This is a genomic window from Limnovirga soli, from assembly GCF_013106755.1.
Taxonomy (GTDB): Bacteria; Bacteroidota; Bacteroidia; order Chitinophagales; family Chitinophagaceae; genus Limnovirga; species Limnovirga soli.
In genome coordinates this window covers 197,921-217,233 of record NZ_WHPF01000003.1, presented here as the reverse complement: position 1 = coordinate 217,233, position 19,313 = coordinate 197,921, and the positions used below count along the sequence as shown (strand labels likewise).

The following is a 19,313-nucleotide window of genomic DNA, read 5'->3' as shown; positions in this document are numbered from 1 at the left end:
AATCATTAATAAAAGCGAAGTTATTTCAACTTCGCTTTTTTATTTTTACACTCTATGATAGCATATAACACAAAAGACTGGTTGAAATATATTTTCTTCTTCCATAAGTCCGATACCATTAGAAAACTATTTCCGCTTATCATTACCATTTCCTTACTTACATGGGGTGTTGCCTATATTGAACTGGAATACCTTCGCCTAACCGAAACCAGCAATTTACGTAACCTAAACATTATGCATACCCTGCTTAGCGTAGTTATTTCTATGTTGCTGGTATTTAGAACCAATACGGCCTACGAACGCTGGTGGGAAGCCCGAAAACTCTGGGGTAGCCTGGTGAATAACAGCAGAAACTTGGCTATAAAATTACATGCCATATTACACGAAGACGATGCACATAACCGCAGTTTTATAGGCCAGTGTATTGGCCTGTATGCATCGGCCCTGGCCACACACCTGCATAGCGAGGCATCTCGGCTGGAACTGGATGAATATGAACATCCCGAACTTGCCAGTCTTGACGAACAAAAACATATACCCAATCAAATTGCCGCTATTCTGTTTAACCGTATTAACAAATTGTATAAAGAGGGCAAAATAACCGGCGATCAGTTAATTATCTTAAATGGAGAATTACTAAGTTTTGCCGAAATATGTGGTGCCTGCGAACGCATCAAAAACACGCCAATACCCTTATCGTATAGTGCATTTCTTAAAAAATTTATTTTTATTTATTCGCTGGCATTACCGTTTAGCCTTGTATTTTCTTTGGGCTACCTGGCCATACCGGTAGTAGCTTTTATTTTTTATGTACTTACCAGTTTAGAACTGATAGCCGAGGAAATTGAAGATCCGTTTGGTGCCGATGAAAATGATTTGCCAACACATAAAATAGCTGCCAATATAAAAAAGCAAGTGGCAGAGATTTTATAATTACTATTTAGCCAGCAGTAGTAGCACTAGTCAGCTTCGTTGTGTCACTCACTTGTACCACATAACCTAAAGCTGCATTACAAAATTGCCAACGCCAATTTAATTTATATACACAAAAAATAAAACCATGAGAGTATTTTGCATCTTTATTACAGCCATCATATTTATCGCCGGGCCATTGCAGGCACAGGTGCAAAAAAATTCTTTTTCTATCATAGGTTATTACTCCGGCGATGCCAAAAGTGTTGACGCTTATCCGGTTGAAAAACTAACCCATCTTATTTATAGTTTTTGCCATTTACGCGGCAATAAAATGGTGGTAGATACCTACAAGGATACGCTCCGCCTGCAACATTTGGTTACACTTAAACAAAGAAATCCTTCCTTAAAAATTATATTATCCATTGGTGGCTGGGGCGGTTGTGCCCCCTGCAGTGCTGTGTTTAATAAGGCAGAAGGCAGAGAAGAGTTTGCAGCCAGCGTAAAAGCCCTTAACAGCTATTTTAAAACGGATGGTATTGATCTTGATTGGGAATACCCTTCCATTGAGGGTTATCCCGGCCATCAATACCTGCCGGCAGATAAACACAATTTTACCCTGCTGTTACAGGCGCTTAGAAAAAGCCTGGGTAAAACACCGGAAATAAGTTTTGCTGCCGGTGGTTTTACCAGTTTTCTGCAATCATCTGTAGAGTGGAATACCATTGCCCCACTGGTAAACAAGGTAAATCTAATGAGTTATGATCTTACCAATGGTTATAGTACCACATCGGGCCACCATACCCCATTATACAGCACACCACAATTAAAAGAATCGGCCGACAATGCTGTGCAGTACCTTGACTCTATTGGCTTTCCCCTTAATAAACTGGTAATTGGTGCAGCAACATATGGCCGCATTTTTGAAATTTTCAATAACGCCAATAATGGTTTATATCAACCATGCAAATTTCAACGTGGGCTGTCTTTTAAAAGTATCAATCTGGATTCTTTGCAAAAAGATGGCTATACCTATTATTGGGATGATATTGCCAAAGCCCCCTATTTGTACAATGCCTCAAAAAAATTATTACTTACTTACGATAACGGAAAATCTATTGCATTAAAAACACAATATGCCATTTATAAAAAGTTGAATGGTATTATGTTTTGGGAGTTGGCCGAAGATAAAACCACTAATGGTCTATTAGATATGATGTATACCACCGCACATCCGGCCAATTAATAAAATGACAATTTACTAGCTATCCATTATTGGCCCGGCAAGATACCCTGTGGCAGCCTGCTTGCGTCGCACTCTTGTGCTCACAGAACAGGCATGGGCTTTTTAACACCACGTTTTTTAACAACTATAGGCAGGTGATGAAGCATGTAGTAGAAGAGGCTGTTGCAGCAAAGTAAAAACTAGGGGCAAAGTGGCTTCTGCATTACTTGTTGCAGCACAAGAGTGCGACGCAAGTAAAGATGAAAATAATTGCCAAGGGTTGGGCCCAACATATTGGCTTACCTGAAATGATACAGAAATAAAGCATCGCCGGAAAAAGCGAGTTTTGGCTGGTCTTTTATTTCTAGTTGAATAAAAAGAGTTGCTTTGGTAGTGCCTCTTAAGTTAATAATAGATTTTAGCGAAACCCTGCACCGCACTTCACTATCAACAGGTACGGCCTGGCCAAATTTAAGCTGCTCAATACCATAATTCACTTCCATTTTAAGGTTTTGAACATCTGCAATTTGTTTCCAGAAATATGGCACCAGCGATAGGGTAAGATAGCCATGGGCAATAGTAGTTTTAAATGGACTTTCGGTTTTGGCCCTTTCGGTATCTACATGTATCCACTGATGATCAAGTGTGGCATCAGCAAAATTATTTATTTGCTCCTGTGTAATTTTATGCCAGTCGGATACACCAATTTCTTTGCCTAAATGCGCTTCAAATTCCGCATAATTTTTTATCACTACCATAAGGGCTAAGATAATGGAATGATTTGTTTTTTATAAAATTTTTTGTTCATTCTCAATTATGGTGTTTAGATGCTCGTGCATTTGCCTGGATGAGAATGCCAGGTGTATAAAATATAGCACCTTTAAATGGTTAATAGTTTTAAATTGGAATTTGTAAGCTTAGTTTAAACAGATTTTCGAATAGCTATAGTACAAATTAATAAGGCGGCGGACCACCGGGAGGCGGTGCCCCACCCCCACCTGGCAGTGGCCCCATGGGCGGACCATTTCCATTTTTATCATCAGGTGGTGGTGGCATATCCAACTGTTTCTTTTTCGACTGCTGGTTAGCCGATTTAATATTATAGGTAAATGTTAGCATGGCATATCGCGTTAATAGTTTTGTTTGAACATCTTTGGCATAGTTCTCGGTGGTAGTGCGCACGATACTTACATTCTGATTAAACAAATCGGAAATAGAAAATCTTAATTCGCCAGTTTTATTTTTGAACAGTTGTTTGGCTACCGCTGCATTTAACAATGGCACGCTGGTATTGTAACCGGCTGCCCTGCCACTGTAAATGATATAATTAAAATCCGCACTTAATATCCAGCCAGATTTAGAATATACTGTGGGCTCTGCAGAAAAGGTTGTGGAGAGATAATTTGCATTTTGTGCCGGACTTACTGAATAACGCGCAATATTATAAGTAGGCGATGCAGAGAAATTCATATCAAAGTTCTCTTTTAGATTGGTTGTCCAACGCACTGTTTCGCCAAAACTATAGGTGTTGGTAATATTATTATTGGTAGTACTTAATCCCGTTTTATCGATGGTAGTAATAAGCCCAATACTCCTTGCAGCTGTAAAGTTGCTAACTATATTTAGGTTAGATTTTGGATGTTTAAGCGGAAAGCCATAATTAAAAAAGGCACTTATATTATACGCACCATTCATATTAACAGGCCTGATGGTATCTATTCCCGTAGCCAGATTGGTAATGGTGGCATTTACAATATTATTATTTATAAAATTGGCATTAATGGTTGCAAATATGTTTTTTGAATTTGCCCTGTCAAAAAAGCCATACATTAACCTGAAATTATTGGTAAAAGATTGCTTTAGCAATGGGTTACCCACTGCAATATTTGCAGGGTCGCTATTATCTATAACCGGCTGCAACTGGTCAACTGTTGGCTGCCCTGTTCGTCCTGAATAATTAAGCCGGAGGTTGGCGGTTTTACTAAAGCGGTAGGTTAGATTGGCAGTTGGATAAATATTGGTGTAATGTTGGTTCAGGTATAATGCTTTGGTTTTGTTATTGCTGATTAGTTCGCCTGATTGTACTCCAGAACCAATATTTAAATTGAGTTTAGCTTTTTGATACCGGTAAGTAAGTGTTAACCGGTTGGAGGTATAATCGTTTACAAATTTGTTGGTAAGCAAACTGTCTGTATTGGTATATGCATGGGCGCTGCTATCGTAATTAAAAGTATTTCTGTCTGCTGTATTTTGTGTTATAGCGTAATTATAATTTAGTTCTACAAGCGCATTTTTACTAAGAGGTTCTGTATAGGAAAAACCTGCACTTAGCCCATTACTATTTGATTTATTGGTATAATATTGATTAATTACAGATAATGAATCCTGCACATAAAATTCACTTTCCGAATAATTATTGCCCAGACGGTTATTATTGCTGGCATTTATATTCATATCAATAGACAGTGTTCTTCCTTTAAGTGCAAACTTGTGTTTAAACAGCATATCAGCACTTCCATTAAACCCTTTGCCTTCACTGCTGGTATTGGCAGTGGAACTACTTATTTTTCCTGACTTACCCCTTGTATTGGCAGTAATTGTTGTAGCAGTAGCATTGGTACTTTGCCAGCTTATATTGGGGCGTATGGTAATGGCATTTGCCGAATCTATTGTAGTTTCAATATTCAGGTTTACCCTTTGATTAATTACCAGATTATTTGCAACCGACTGCTGGTCATTAAACAAAGAAGTGTCTCCGCTATAAAAATTTTCGGTAAGGGCATGCTGTTTTTTTTTCGTATCCAGGTTGTTATAAAAATAGCTGCCTGCCACCTGTGTATTTTTACCCCATTGATCCCTGTAATTTATACCCCCGGCAATAGTTTTGGTAAGTCCGCTATTATCATTACCCGACACGCCCGTTTGCGGACTACGGCCACCACCAGGGCCACCAGTGCTGCCTAAAATATCCCTGATAGTAAAGTTTTGTTTATTGATATTATTCAACTGCCCCAATACAGTTAACTGCTTTTCCCCTTTCATGATACTAAAATTGGCAGCTGCATTATACAAGCCTTTGTTGCCGGCGCCCGTTATCAGCCTGCCAAAATAACTATCGCTCAAAGACTTTCGGGTGGTAATGTTAATTGTTTTAACCCTGTTCCCATCATCAATACCGGTAAACTTACTTTGGTCGCTTAAATCATCAAATACCTGAATTTTATCAATTACATCCTGAGGCAGGTTTTGTGTTGCCAGTTTGGGGTCATCACCAAAATAGCGTTTCCCGTTTACCAAAACCCTTTGCACTGTTTCGCCCTGCGCTTTTACATTACCGCTTTTATCTACTTCAATACCAGGTAATTTTTTTAAAACATCTTCTGCAGTTGCATTGGGTTTTGTTTTATACATGGTGGCATTAAACTCTGTTGTATCTCCTTTAACCGTCATTGGTGTGGCGGCAACATTTATATTTCCCAAATCATTTGCCTGTACCTGCATTGCCAAAATACCAAGATTAATTTGATGATGGTCTGCATTTAAAACCACCTGAATATATTGTGTTGCATAGCTGTTATATGAAAGGCGAAGCAGGTATTTGCCAAAAGCCAAAACAGGGGTTGTAAAAGCACCGGTACTATCCGTTAATACAGCTGCAACAGAAGTTGAATCGGTAGCCCTCAAAATATTTACACTGCCATTATCCAGCTGCTTTTTAGTGGTGGTATCCAATAGTTTACCACTAATAGTACCCTGTGCCAAAACCATAGTGGTTAAACAAATAAAGGCTATCAATAACAAAACAGGCTTTTCAATCTTAGCTAATAAAGGTTTCATGCTGTTAAATTACCACAGGCGTAAAGTGCAAAAAATTGTTTGCGACCAACATATTCATTCCTGCGACCAATTCATGAAAAATTTTCAGAAACTGACAGATAAAAATGGGCCGGGCTATGGTGCAATTATCTGGCTTTACTTGCGTCGCACACTTGTACGTTTTAATACAATGTGCAGCAAAAAATACACTAAAAATTTAAAGTGCTGGCCATTATTGGTTAGTGTAAAAAGCACATACAATAATTCAATAACAAACAAAATTGTTTACGCTTTTTTTACATATTGATATTTAACCCACCTACTACATTCCATTAAGAATCAGAATTTTAACATCAATTTGTATGGCAGTTTATGTAAAATCGCGGTTAGTTATTTCTAAGCCATAATTAACTGCTTTTTGGCCAATTTTGTCTTTTGTTGCCTTGCTTGTTGCCGTACAAGAGTGCGACGCAAGTGCAGCCACATAGCAATACTGCACTATGGCACCAAAAAACCAAACAGCTATAAAACGAAATACAATTTTTTCACGATTAAGTTATACATTCATAGCTACTTCTTAACTAAATAATTCTCTTGCTTTATGCCAGGACTACAGGTAAAAAAACAACCAAAAAAGTATGATGCAGTAATAGTAGGCTCAGGCGCCGGTGGCGGTATGGCAGCTTACGTACTGGCTAACGCGGGTTTAAAGGTTTGCTTACTGGAAGCAGGACCTATGTACGACCCTGCCAAAGATTCGCTGCAATTAAAAAATGCATGGGATTCTCCACGCCGTGGCGCCAGCACCAAATTTCGTCCATTTGGCGATTTTGATGGTTGCTATTGGGGTTGGGAAATTGATGGCGAACCTTATACGCACGAAGGAGATACCAAATGGGATTGGTGGCGTGCCAGAATGCTGGGCGGCCGCACCAACCACTGGGGTAGAATATCGCTGCGCTTTGGACCAAAAGATTTTAAACGCAGAAGTATTGATGGTCTTGGCGACGACTGGCCAATTGGGTACGAGGATATAAAACCTTATTACGATAAAATTGATAAAATGCTGGGCGTATTTGGTACCAACGAAGGGTTACCCAATGATCCCGATGGCATATTTTTACCACCACCAAAACCACGTTTACACGAACTGTTTATTAAAAAAGCAGCTACTGGTATTGGTATACCGGTAATTCCTTCCCGCTTATCTATTCTTACCAAGCCGGTAAATAAAGATCGTGGGCAATGCTTCTATTGCGCACAATGTGGCCGCAGCTGTAAAGTATATGGCGACTTTTCTTCCTCTTCCTGCCTGTGCATACCAGCTATGAAAACCGGCAATGTAGACCTGGTTACCAATGCCATGGCAAGAGAAGTACTTACCAATAAAGAAGGGCTGGCTACAGGTATATCTTATATAAGTAAAGATGATATGCAGGAGTACCAGGTTGAAGGCAGAACCGTAATTTTAGCGGCCAGTGCCTGCGAAAGTGCCCGTTTAATGCTTAATTCAAAATCTCAAAGGCACCCCAATGGTTTAGCCAATAGCAGCGATGTGGTTGGCCGCTATCTGCACGATTCTACCGGTGCCGATATGGGCGGTATTATTCCTGAATTGTTTGACCGTAAACGCTATAACGAGGATGGTGTTGGCGGTATGCACGTGTATACCCCATGGTGGCTGGATAATAAAAAATTAGATTTCCCCCGCGGATACCATATTGAATATGGTGGCGGTTTTGGCCAACCATTGTATGGGTTTAACTGGGGTATTGAAAACCTGAATGGTACCTATAAAATTAAGGGCCAGCAAAAAGAAGCCGGGGGTTATGGTGCTTCTCTAAAAGAAGATTACCGCTATTTCTTTGGTGCACACGTAGGTATGGCCGGCCGTGGCGAGGGTATTGCCCGTGCCGACAGCCGTTGCTATATTGACAAGGATGTTGTAGATAAATTTGGTATACCGGTACTGCGTTTCGATACCAAATGGAGCGACTACGAAATAAAGCAGGCCAAACACATGAAAGAAACATTTGCCGAAATTTTACATGCCATGGGCGCTGTAATTACCTGGGGTGGTGATGATGGCCCAGAAAACAATTATGGCTTGCACAATCCCGGCAATATTATTCACGAAGCCGGTACCGTGCGTATGGGTAACGATCCTAAAACATCGGCCCTAAACAGCTGGAGCCAGGCCCACGATTGTAAAAACCTGTTTTGTGTAGATGGCGGTCAGTTTGTTAGCCAGGCCGACAAGAATATTACCTGGACCATCCTGGCACTTTCTATGCGGGCAAGTGAACATATTGTAGAAGAGATGAAGAAAAATAATATCTGATGCCGTTTTTAGTTACCCGGCAACAAAACAATTATTAAACATCCGTTGCGTCGCACTCTTGTACAGCAGAATGCAGATGCAGCAAAAAAATAAAACTTACTGTTATGGACAGAAGAAAATCGCTTAAAACACTCGGTATAGGTGCCATAGGTGCAGGTGTTTTAATTGAAGCCTGCAACACCGATCCCAAAAAACCAGACACTGCAGCAGCCACCGAAGCAGAAGGTATTAACCGTATGGCCGAAGAAAAAGTGCATGAAGCACAAATAAAAAGTGCCGGCAAGTTTTTTACTGATGCTGAAATGGCCACCATCACCGTGCTCTGCGATATCATTATACCCAAAGATGATATCAGTGGCAGCGCATCAGATGCCAAAGTGCCCGATTTTATACAATCTATCGTAAATGAAATGACAGAACACCAAACCCCACTGCGTGGCGGTTTGCGTTGGCTGGATATACAATGCCTTACCCGTTTTGAAAAAGCATTTACTGATTGTTCTGCTGCACAACAGATAGAAATGGTAGATGCCATTGCCTATCCTAAAAAAGCAAAGCCCGAAATGGCACAGGGCGTTTCATTTTTTAATTTAATGCGCAATTTAACAGCCACCGGTTTTTATACTACCGAAATTGGCACCAAAGACGTGGGATATATGGGCAATGTACCCAACCAATGGAATGGCGTACCTGATGATGTGTTAAAACAATATGGTTTAGCCTACACGGAAAAGGAGCTAAAGGAATGTGTAAGCTTCGATAAAGCATAAAAAAGAATCCTGCTTCGGCAGGATTTTTTTATACCATCATACCCGATGGCATTCTGATAAAAGCCGGAATGATAAAGATTTTATTAGTCATAAAATTTGCTGTTAATTTACACCCATCAAATGCGCTTAATGCTTTGCCTTTAATTTTTGTTATGAATAAAACTTTTACTGTAATTGAGAAAATAATTGGATGCCTAATTACTGTATGGGGTATGGTTACTTTGTATAGTGTAACATCTATTGTATATAATGTAATTAGTTCTGGCATTGTTTCCAGTGGCAACATGAGTTACCTGAGCATTGTAGCCAAAAACCAACTAAATATTATACTTAGCATTGCAGCCATTTTTGGTGGGTTTTATTTAATAAACGGAGAAAAAAATGGCTGGCTCATGTCTATTGTTTGCAGCATTGTGTTTGGCATCAGTTTTTTTATATCGGCCACCATTAACAAAAACAATGTAAAGCAAACTGATTTGTTTTTTTACCAAAGCTATTCCTTAACAGGCATTTTGCTGGCTGCCATGGCCATTATACTATTACTAAAGCCATTCAGGCTTAAATACCAGCCTACAAAGTCAAATACCAAATGGGCTATTATTATTATTGCCCTATTGCTGCTTGACAAAGTGGTTTTTGGATAAACTATTTATAAATACCATAAAAAAGGCCAGTTATATACTGGCCTTTTTTAGTTTGCTGGTTTTTATGCCATTATGCCAGCAAAGATTTGTCGGTAATTGCTGCAATAAAAAAACCACAGCTAATGCTGTGGCTTTTAATGAAATATATAGAAGACTATAAGGTTTTCAACACGTCGTTCATAGCCCTTACAGCATCTGCACTCTTATTAAACTCGGCTTGTTCAGTTTCATTTAATGAATAGTCAAGTATTTTTTCCCAGCCATTTTTGCCAATTACTACGGGTACACCCAGGCAAATATCCTTTTGTCCGTACTCGCCTTCAAGTAGTACGCAGCAGGAGAATAATTTTTTCTCGTCTCTTAAAATAGCTTTAACCAATGCAGCTCCGGCAGCACCAGGTGCGTACCAGGCAGAGGTGCCAATTAATTTGGTTAAGGTTGCACCACCCACCATTGTATCGGCTACAATTTGTTTTTGCTGCTCTTCACTTAAAAAATTACTAACGGGTGCGCTATTCCAGGTGGCATAACGAATCAAAGGAATCATGGTGGTATCGCCATGTCCGCCAATTACAATACCATTCAAATCTGAAGGACTGCAATTTAAATGTGTACTTAACTGATATTTAAAACGGGCACTATCCAATGCACCACCCATACCAATAATACGGTTTTTAGGCAAACCTGTGCTTTGTAAAGCCAGGTAAGTCATAGTATCCATTGGGTTAGATATCACAATGATAATAGCATTGGGAGAATTTGCCAGAATATTTTCTGCCACGCCTTTCACTATACCTGCGTTGGTACCAATCAGTTCTTCACGGGTCATACCTGGTTTTCTGGGAATACCAGATGTAATTACCACCACATCAGAACCTGCGGTTTTGCTGTAATCATTTGTGCTGCCGGTAATGCGGGTATCAAAGCCCAGCAAGGCCGAAGTTTGCATCATATCCTGAGCTTTACCTTCTGCAAGGCCTTCTTTAATATCAAGAATCACTAATTCCTGGCATAAACCTGCACGGGCAATATTATCGGCAGTAGTTGCACCAACTGCACCAGCGCCTACAACAGTAACTTTCATATGAATTCGTATTTAATAATGACGTAATTATTTGCGGGGCAAAGGTAATTGATGAATGATGTATTACACACATATTCATATAAAAATATCACCATGATTGTTATCAGGGTGTTGTATGCAGCAAATTGATGACAGTTTCGGGTTCGGTACCGCCATCATAGGTTTGTAATAATTTACCTGCCGTGTTATATACTGCTATAAATGGTGTGTATTTAACCTTGTAATAGCCTGGAATCGTATAATTGGCATCCCTGCCTATTCGTATATTTTCATTGCCAGTCATATGGTACTCATCAGCAAAAGATTTTATTTTATCCATGGCCAGATAGCTTACCCAAACAAAAAACACATTGGGAAACGCAGATTTTTTTTCTTCAAACTCATGTGCTGTTAGCTGGCAATGGCTACAATCGGGGCTAAAATAAACAATTACAACCGGCCTGCCGGACGGTATCATGCTTTTGGTAAAATCGGTACTATCGGTAAGGGTAATGGTAAAATCGATAATGGTAGAATCTTTTAAATAAGGTGGTGTTTTGTCAGTAGATTGTGCATGCGCCTGCACAAACCCTACTGTTATTAAAAGCCATACGAAAAGTCTTTTTTGCATAATACTAATTTTATCAAAGGTGCGTTGATATTGGCTATGGACAAAAGCCCTTTTGTTAAATATAGTATACAAATTTCAATAGAAGTAATCAGCAGGTTTTGTTACAATTTATATTTAGCGTGGGTTACGGGGTGTAACCATAAATCAGCTGTATCAATTTGGCAGGTAATTGTTGTTGCCCTGCCGGGTATAGAACCAGCCGTACAAGTGTGCGACGCAAGTAAAGCTGCATAGCCGCACTATCGCCTGGTTAATAATTTACACTTAACATGTTTTAGCCACATGGCATTATTCAAAGCTATTTAATTGGTTTAGTGTACATTCATGTGATTAATTCTAACAGAAATGGCCATATTAAAACAACTGTTTGCTCTTGCCTGCTGCCTGCTTTTTATTTGCGATACACATGCTGCAGATTCGCTTTTTGTAAGCTCTCCCGACAAAACGATTCGCGTAAACATAAGTACCGCCAAAGCATTACAATATAGCGTTGTAATGGATGGCCGAACCATTATGCCCACCTCCGCCATTGATCTGGAATTAATGGATGGCCAAAAATTATCCAATCGCTTAGCTATTCAATCAGCTAAGACGGTGTATGTAAATGAAAATATAGTAAACCCGGTACCAGAAAAAAGCAAAAACATCCGGGATGAATATAACCAGCTTACCATCCAGTTTAAAGCGCCTTTTAGTGTTATTATCAGGGTGTATAATGATGGAGCGGCCTACCGTATTGCCACCCGGTTTAATGATTCGGTTTTTATTAAACAGGAAACAACTGGTTTTGCTTTTACAAAGGGCAGTAGCATTATTGCTCCCATTATGCAGCCTAGAGAACAGGAAGATAAATACCATAGCAGCTTTGAAGAATTATACCAGCAAACCATGTTAGACAGTTTGCAACAAAACCACATGATGTATTCGCCGGTATTGGTACAAGAAGATGGGGTAAGTATCGCTATTACAGAATCGGACTTACTAGATTACCCGGGGATGTTTTTAAATGGTAGTGGCGGATTTAATTTAACAGGCAGTTTTGCGCCCTACCCATTGGAAGAAAAAATTACCAATGCCGATTATGCTGAAAAAATTGTTACCAAAAGAGCTGATTATTTAGCCCATATAAAAGGCAACCGCTCATTGCCCTGGCGGGTAATAATGCTGGCCAGAAAAGACAGTGAATTGCCTGGCAATAACTTAGTATACAAACTGGCAACACCATCCGCATTACAGGATATGTCCTGGATACAACCCGGCAAATGCACTGATGAATGGATTATAGATATTAACCTGTTTAATGTACCCTTTAAAACCGGCATCAATACCGCCACTTATAAATACTATATTGACTTTGCAAAACGCTTTGGCTTTAGCCGTATTATGATGGATGCCGGCTGGAGTGACCCTAAAGACCTGTTTAAAATAAATCCCGATATTAATATGGATACCCTAAGTGCATATGCAAAAGCACAGGGTATTAAAATTAGCATGTGGACATTAGCCTTAACCCTTGACAGGCAATTAGACAGCGCCCTTGACCGCTTTAATAAATGGGGTGTTGATTTTATTATGACAGATTTTATTGACCGAGACGACCAGCAAGCAGTTGCTTTTTTTGAGCGTATTGCTGCCGCCTGTGCCCAACATAAAATGATGATTATGTTTCATGGTTGTTATGCCCCCAAGGGCTTTAACCGCACCTACCCCAATAATATTACCCGGGAAGCCGTACTTGGATCCGAATACAATGCATGGAGCGATAAACCCAACCCCGAACATGATGTTACCCTGCCTTTTACACGTATGCTGGCCGGACCAATGGATTACGAGCCGGGTATTTTAGACAATGCTACTAAAAGCCAGTTTAAACCCATTTGGAGCAAGGTAATGAGCCAGGGTACCCGGTGCCACCAACTGGCGATGTTTGTGGTGTACGACAATCCACTTCCCATTTTTTCAGGCAATCCCTCGCAGGGATATATGGAGCCGGCTTTTATGCAATTACTGGGCGCCATTCCATCAGTTTGGGATACTACGGTTGTATTGGAAGGCAAAGCCGCCGACTATATTATTACGGCCCGCAAGAAAGGTGATGACTGGTATATTGGTGGCATGACCGACTGGACGCCAAGAACATTTGATATACTATTGGATTATTTACCTCCGGGAAATTTTGAAGCCACCATTTGTACAGATGGCGTTAATGCCGAACGCTACCCTGCTGATTATAACATCAGTAGCAAAAAGGTAAACAATACCCAATCTTTACACATAAATATGGCAGCAGGGGGCGGTTATTTTATACAACTAAAAAAACAATAAATTACTGCCCCAATAATTAATGCAGGTTATTCAAACACAAAATATAACCCAATAAAAATAACCACAATGGCCAGTCCGGTTAAGCCATACAAAATGGCATAATATAAATCAGGAAAAGGGTTTATTAAGGTGGTAACACAACTTATAAAACCAAGCATAGCACCAATACCCATACACACAAAACCAGTCAATTGTTTTTTGGCATTGCGTACCCGTTTATACTCTTGTACATGTAAGGCAATACTTGCTTCATCAAGGCCCTGAGTGGCCAATTGCTGCTCAATAGCAGCGGGTTCCATTTTAGATTGCAACCATTGTTGAATGGTGGCCTGATTAACAGCGGCAGCAGTGTGTGACATGGCAATTATTTTACAATCGTTTGCTTAAAAAAAACCGATAGGTAAAATAGAAAAATTATTTTAAAAATAAAGGTAAGTGCCGCGTTTTAAAGAGATTAAATGCGTTTTTAATTGGCTAAACCCCTTCATATAATTGATTAGTATAATAAGGTAGCCGGCAATGGGTAATAAATGTCAACTTCGTTGTGTCACTCACTTGTACTGCAGTAATACTATGCAACAGGCTGTTTGCTGCAATAAGTACCAGCCGCACAAGTGTGCGACGCAAGGATGTTGAATGTACATGCTTCTGCCTGGCCAATCATATTATTAACCTGCGGTAAGTTTATAAATAGCCCCTTTAAAACCTGCTTTGGCATTAATCACACCCAATAGGTATATTTCATTTTTCTGGTCAGTATCGCAACTAAAAATGATAAAAGGATCAGTGGGTGGGTTATTTATTTTTAAGGGATGCCGATCCCATTTTCCATCAGCATTTTTTAACAGCGCAAACAGGGAGCCGTTATAATCTGCAAAAACATATTGCCCTGCAAGCGCTGGCATATTTTTGCCATGGTATACACTGCCGCCAATAATGCAAATTCCATCTTTATGCGAGTAGGCATTAATGGGGTTTATAAATTGGGTGGTATCATCCGTTGTATTTTTTACAGCCAGGGTATCGCCCTCCTTAACAGGCCAGCCATAATTACCGCCTTTTTGTACAATGTCTATTTCCTCCTGCATTTCCTGGCCAACATCAGCACCCAGTAGTTGGTTGGTAGGCGCATCATAAGTAAACCGCCATAGCCTTCTAAAACCATAAGCCCAAATTTCAGGCCTTACATTTTTCACTCCAATAAAAGGGTTATCAGGGGGAATGGCATAGGGTGTTTTATTTACATCTATCCTTAATAATTTCCCCAGTAATGAATTTAAGTGCTGCCCCTGTCGCTCGGCCAATGGCGTGTCATTATCTCCTACAGAAATATATAAATATCCATCGGGGCCAAAAGCAATCTGGCAGGCATCTTTTGCTACGGAATGGCCTTCAATTTCAAGTATGGTTTTACCGGTACTCAAATCGCCCATATCCGCATTGTTTTTACTGGCGGTAAACTCCGCAATAACAATGGTGCAAATATCTGAGGTATCTTTTGCCGGGGCATTATAGCAGATATAGAACTTTTTATTTTGCGCATAATCCGGATGAAAAGCCATACCAAACATGGCTTTTATACGCGGAGTAGTATCTTTTTGCTCCAGTTTACTGCTAATATCAATAAAGGGCTGGGGCTGTATCTGGCCGTTTTTCAAAATCCATACTTTACCGTTAAGATCACTAATAAAAAGCCGGTTGGTGGTATCGGGCGCCATTACCAATTGTACTGGGTTATCAATCTGGTTGGTAACCAATTCCAGTTTAACTGCTGTTAATACAGTACTATCACCAATGGCAGTATCTGCGGTATTAGCCGTTTGGCAGGAACCAAACAATACAATGAACAATAGTATTAAAAACAAACATTGGGGCAATCGCATATGGGGTGGTATTAAATTGAAAAGTAATCTAAATACCAATAGCACCGTTTTAATTATTACTTAGTGTTTATTAAAAACAGGCAGGCAAAAATGTAGCTCTTTTAAATTGCACTACTTTTTTATAACTGCCACCCCACCTATTTGCTGCAGTAAAGCAAGATCGTTCATATATACCCTTTCTTCTGTAAGCAAATTGCCGGCAATGCGGGCAATAGATACCCCCTCTACGGTAACCCTTACCCCGGTGGCAGATATACCCTGATAAGCACTTGTATGAAACCCGGTAAATAACCAGCGGCTAATCACCTTATCGCCCTGTTCGTACATTTCCAGTATTTCCAGCTGCCCATTAGAAAAGGAGGTAAAAAAAGCAGTATAATATGCTTTGGCAGCAGCTTTACCGGTAATGTTTGTAGCCCCATTATGATAGCTAAAATTGGCGCCGAAGGCCGTATCTATTATTTGCAGTTGGTACTTATTAAATAATGCATCGCAAATATGCCTGTATTGTACCTGCCTTGTTTCTATGGCATTTTGCTGAGAGCAGGAGGAAAAAACAAATAATATACTTACAAATAAAACGGCTGCAATCCTTTTCATTTCCCGATGGTATTATATTACCCGTTTTAAACCGGGTAAATAGTTTTTGTTGGCGCTAAAGAAACGAAAATTACCATTACAAAACACGCTTAGCCTCTTTTACCCGTTTACAGGTAAATAAATACAAACGGTCTCCCCAAAATAAGGGTGGCACTAAATGCATTATCCTTATTCCCCCGCCTTGCGGCGCCAAGCTTTTGTTTATTACTGCCATACATATACAATAAAACCCTTACACAAACTCAGCTGCTATTGTTTTACCTTCGCCACCTTAATTAAAACAGGGAAATATGAAACTGGAAGATTTGCTGCTTCAAAGAAGTGAAAAAAAATGCGAATTGTGTAAATCAGAAGATACGGTGCAGCTGTACGAGGTGCAGCCCCAATACAGCACTAACGAAGAAAACTGTATTATGATCTGCGCTACCTGCCGTGCGCAAATTGAAAAAAAAGCCGAACCCGATAGCAAGCATTGGGCCTGCCTATCAGAAAGTATGTGGAGCGAAGTTCCCGGCGTACAGGTAGTGGCCTGGCGCATGTTGAACCGCTTTAGAAACGAAACCTGGGCGTCAGACAACCTGGATATGATGTACCTGGATGATGAAAGACTGGCCTGGGCAAAAGCCACCGGCGACCATGATAACGATGCCAGTGTAGACCTGCACAAAGATTGTAACGGCGCCATTTTACAAACCGGCGATACAATAGTACTTACCAAATCGCTTGATGTAAAAGGTTCTACCCTTAATGCCAAAATGGGCACCGTTGTAAAAAACATTCGCCTGGTAGAAGAAAATACAGAACAAATAGAAGGCAAAATAGAAGGACAGGTAATTGTTATTCTTACCAAATATGTGCGCAAACAAAATAGTTAATAGCACTACATTTTTTAAAAAGCCGTTGCAATTGCAGCGGCTTTTTTATGTACCAAACCAGGGTGCTTTGGGCAGCTTTACTTGCGTCGCACACTTGTACGTCCCAATACTATCTGCAGCTTTTTTAAAAAACCTATAAGTAAATGGAGTGCAATATTTATACAACCGTTTCTGTAAATAATGGTATTTTCAATTATACAAGCATTCCCAAATTTTACTTCAACTTTATGCAAAAAACAATGATACGTGCAGCCGTTTTGGTAACAGGTTATTTGTTATTGCCCTTTTTAATTAGGGCTCAGCAAAACCCTAAAATCATTCATTTATTTAATGGTAAAAACCTGGATGGCTGGTATACGTTTTTACAAAAAAGCGGCCGCAATAACGATCCCCAACAAGTATTTAGCGTGCAAAATGGCAATATTCATATTGGTGGAGAAGAATGGGGATGCATTACCACCAATGCCGCTTACAGCAATTATAAACTGGTGGTTGAATTTAAATGGGGTGTCAAAACCTATGCACCAAGAATAAATAAAGCCCGTGATTGCGGCATACTGATACACTCCAAAGGACCCGATGGAGGCTCGCAGGGTATTTGGATGCACTCCATAGAATGCCAGATTATTGAAGGCGGCACCGGCGATTTTATTGTGGTGGGCGATAGCAGCAATGCGTTTCAATTAACCACTACCGTTGCCAAAGAAAAAACCGACGACAGCTATGTGTACCTGCCCGGCGGCGATACCCTGCAATTTATTAGCGACCGAGTAAACTGGTATGCCCGTGATGCCGCCTGGAAAGATATTAAAGGCTTTCGCGGTGCTAATGATATTGAAAAACCAATGGGCCAATGGAACAAAATGGAATGTATTTCCTATGGCAATGAGCTTACTATTATACTAAACGGCAAAATAGTAAACCATGCATTTAATGTGGTGCCCACCGGCGGACAAATTCAAATTCAGGCTGAGGGGGCAGAAATACTGTTTCGTAAGGTTGATTTAATACCACTATAAGCTGCCACGCATACAGAACGCCGCAGTGTGTGACGCAAGTAAAGCCCCATTAATAACTACTGCCCGGCCCAAAATGGCTAACTATTATTGGTAATAAAAAGTAATATTGGCAACACTGTTATTGCTAACATCCTGCTGCACTGCAGTGGCGGGAAAACCATTGCTGCCATAGGTATAACTAATATTTATTACCTGCTCCGTAGCATTGGCAACATCGCTAAACCTAAGCTGGGTTACATTATTGGGCGAGGCACCGGGGCTGCCACCATTTATTAAAGCCGATTGTGAATCGGCACCCAATGGGTTGGTTTTATTATCGTATTGTAATTGAAAAGTGGAAACCACTTCCATGGTGCCGGTAATATTGTTATAGCCTGTAATGGTGGCCAGGTTACCTGCCGCATCGTAGGTATACTCCGTTTTAGACTCCTGCACTATACCAAATAAGGGACTTAACTGGTAATCGTACTGCTCAGTAATTTGTTTGGCGTTATTGTAAGTATACAGCACACTGTCTGTAACTTCAAAGCCAGCTATAGAAATTGTTTGCACCGTATAAGTATATTGCAGCGTGGTGGCATCGGGGTAATAGACATAGGTAAAAGAAGTATCTATGGCAATGCCGCCCTGTGGGGCCACTTTATTGGCAATACGAATAATACGTCCGGCTGCATCGCGGTAAAAACGGCGGTAACTACCCGCATCAATACCGCCCGAAATACCTGCCATATCTATCACCTCAATTTTTTTATTGGCCGTATAACTATAGTTGGTGGTAAAACTTTCGCCATTGCTAATACTAACTGATCGTACCAGTAAAGCGCCTGATGTATTGCCGCCGGTGCCCGTAGTATCGGTACCGCCACCGCCATTGCCGTCTTCGGGCAATACCAGGTCAATATCTTTTTGGCAGGCACTTAGCATTACCAAACACAATACCAGGAATAGGGGAAACTGTTTCATAGCATTACTTTTAGCGAATAAACAAAAACATTATTTATTAAAAAAATTCGGGTGCCGCTTCAATCATATTTTAAGCTGGTGACTGTGAAATGATGGCGGCGGCTAGCCAATTGTAATGGTAAATTGTGCCTTTCGTTTTATTACTTCTAAGAAATAGGTGGTTACCGGCATTGGTATTACATGGCATCGCCTCTTGTGTCACTCACTTGTACTTTCAGATTATTAAGCATCTTTTATCGAAGTGAA

General features: G+C 40.2%; 16 protein-coding genes. 8 read left to right on the top strand and 8 right to left on the bottom strand.

The window, feature by feature from the left end; genetic code table 11:
* The first annotated feature begins 54 nt into the window (after positions 1–54).
* Positions 55–933, top strand: coding sequence for a bestrophin family protein (locus GD597_RS04820; protein ID WP_171606691.1), 879 nt, complete (start codon positions 55–57; stop codon positions 931–933).
* A gap of 127 nt (positions 934–1,060) precedes the next feature.
* Entirely contained in the window at positions 1,061–2,158 is a 1,098-nt protein-coding gene (locus tag GD597_RS04815; RefSeq protein ID WP_171606690.1) for a glycoside hydrolase family 18 protein, read from the top strand.
* Positions 2,159–2,436: 278 nt separating this feature from the next.
* Here the strand turns inward: GD597_RS04815 and GD597_RS04810 are convergent, their stop codons facing one another.
* Both GD597_RS04810 and GD597_RS04805 read right to left on the bottom strand, forming a co-directional pair.
* Complete coding sequence (locus GD597_RS04810; RefSeq protein ID WP_171606689.1) at positions 2,437–2,895, bottom strand: MaoC family dehydratase; 459 nt, start codon at positions 2,893–2,895, stop codon at positions 2,437–2,439.
* Positions 2,896–3,091: 196 nt separating this feature from the next.
* Positions 3,092–5,974 carry an outer membrane beta-barrel protein gene (locus tag GD597_RS04805; protein ID WP_171606688.1) on the bottom strand — a complete coding sequence of 961 codons (2,883 nt, stop codon included), beginning with the start codon at positions 5,972–5,974 and terminating at the stop codon, positions 3,092–3,094.
* Positions 5,975–6,554: 580 nt separating this feature from the next.
* Between GD597_RS04805 and GD597_RS04800 the strand changes: the two genes are divergently transcribed.
* The 3 genes from GD597_RS04800 to GD597_RS04790 all read left to right on the top strand — a co-directional run bounded on the left by GD597_RS04800 (position 6,555) and on the right by GD597_RS04790 (position 9,708).
* Positions 6,555–8,294 (top strand): GMC family oxidoreductase, encoded by a 1,740-nt coding sequence (locus GD597_RS04800; protein WP_171606687.1) that lies wholly within the window; start codon positions 6,555–6,557, stop codon positions 8,292–8,294.
* A gap of 104 nt (positions 8,295–8,398) precedes the next feature.
* Positions 8,399–9,064 (top strand): gluconate 2-dehydrogenase subunit 3 family protein, encoded by a 666-nt coding sequence (locus tag GD597_RS04795; protein ID WP_171606686.1) that lies wholly within the window; start codon positions 8,399–8,401, stop codon positions 9,062–9,064.
* Positions 9,065–9,216: 152 nt separating this feature from the next.
* Entirely contained in the window at positions 9,217–9,708 is a 492-nt protein-coding gene (locus GD597_RS04790; RefSeq protein WP_171606685.1) for a hypothetical protein, read from the top strand.
* A 154-nt stretch (positions 9,709–9,862) separates the two neighbouring features.
* On the opposite strand, the gene mdh is transcribed toward GD597_RS04790, so the two are convergent.
* Together mdh and GD597_RS04780 are read right to left on the bottom strand one after the other, a co-directional pair.
* A complete protein-coding gene (mdh, locus tag GD597_RS04785) occupies positions 9,863–10,792 on the bottom strand; it encodes a malate dehydrogenase (protein WP_171606684.1) in 930 nt (309 codons plus the stop codon).
* Positions 10,793–10,895: 103 nt separating this feature from the next.
* Complete coding sequence (locus GD597_RS04780; protein ID WP_171606683.1) at positions 10,896–11,402, bottom strand: TlpA family protein disulfide reductase; 507 nt, start codon at positions 11,400–11,402, stop codon at positions 10,896–10,898.
* 345 nt (positions 11,403–11,747) lie between these two features.
* Between GD597_RS04780 and GD597_RS04775 the strand changes: the two genes are divergently transcribed.
* Entirely contained in the window at positions 11,748–13,727 is a 1,980-nt protein-coding gene (locus tag GD597_RS04775) for a glycoside hydrolase family 97 protein (RefSeq protein ID WP_171606682.1), read from the top strand.
* A gap of 26 nt (positions 13,728–13,753) precedes the next feature.
* On the opposite strand, the gene GD597_RS04770 is transcribed toward GD597_RS04775, so the two are convergent.
* From GD597_RS04770 to GD597_RS04760, 3 genes are all read right to left on the bottom strand, one after another.
* Positions 13,754–14,086, bottom strand: a complete 333-nt coding sequence (locus GD597_RS04770) for a hypothetical protein (RefSeq protein WP_171606681.1) — start codon at positions 14,084–14,086, stop codon at positions 13,754–13,756.
* 309 nt (positions 14,087–14,395) lie between these two features.
* Positions 14,396–15,610 carry a PQQ-dependent sugar dehydrogenase gene (locus tag GD597_RS04765; RefSeq protein WP_171606680.1) on the bottom strand — a complete coding sequence of 405 codons (1,215 nt, stop codon included), beginning with the start codon at positions 15,608–15,610 and terminating at the stop codon, positions 14,396–14,398.
* A gap of 111 nt (positions 15,611–15,721) precedes the next feature.
* Positions 15,722–16,210 (bottom strand): ester cyclase, encoded by a 489-nt coding sequence (locus GD597_RS04760; protein WP_171606679.1) that lies wholly within the window; start codon positions 16,208–16,210, stop codon positions 15,722–15,724.
* 290 nt (positions 16,211–16,500) lie between these two features.
* Here GD597_RS04760 and GD597_RS04755 point away from each other — a divergent pair, with 290 nt between their 5' ends.
* Positions 16,501–17,085 carry a PhnA domain-containing protein gene (locus GD597_RS04755; protein ID WP_171606678.1) on the top strand — a complete coding sequence of 195 codons (585 nt, stop codon included), beginning with the start codon at positions 16,501–16,503 and terminating at the stop codon, positions 17,083–17,085.
* Between the two features lie 227 nt (positions 17,086–17,312).
* A complete protein-coding gene (locus GD597_RS04750; RefSeq protein ID WP_171606677.1) occupies positions 17,313–18,104 on the top strand; it encodes a 3-keto-disaccharide hydrolase in 792 nt (263 codons plus the stop codon).
* A gap of 84 nt (positions 18,105–18,188) precedes the next feature.
* On the opposite strand, the gene GD597_RS04745 is transcribed toward GD597_RS04750, so the two are convergent.
* Complete coding sequence (locus tag GD597_RS04745) at positions 18,189–19,067, bottom strand: hypothetical protein (RefSeq protein ID WP_171606676.1); 879 nt, start codon at positions 19,065–19,067, stop codon at positions 18,189–18,191.
* Between the last annotated feature and the right edge of the window lie 246 nt (positions 19,068–19,313).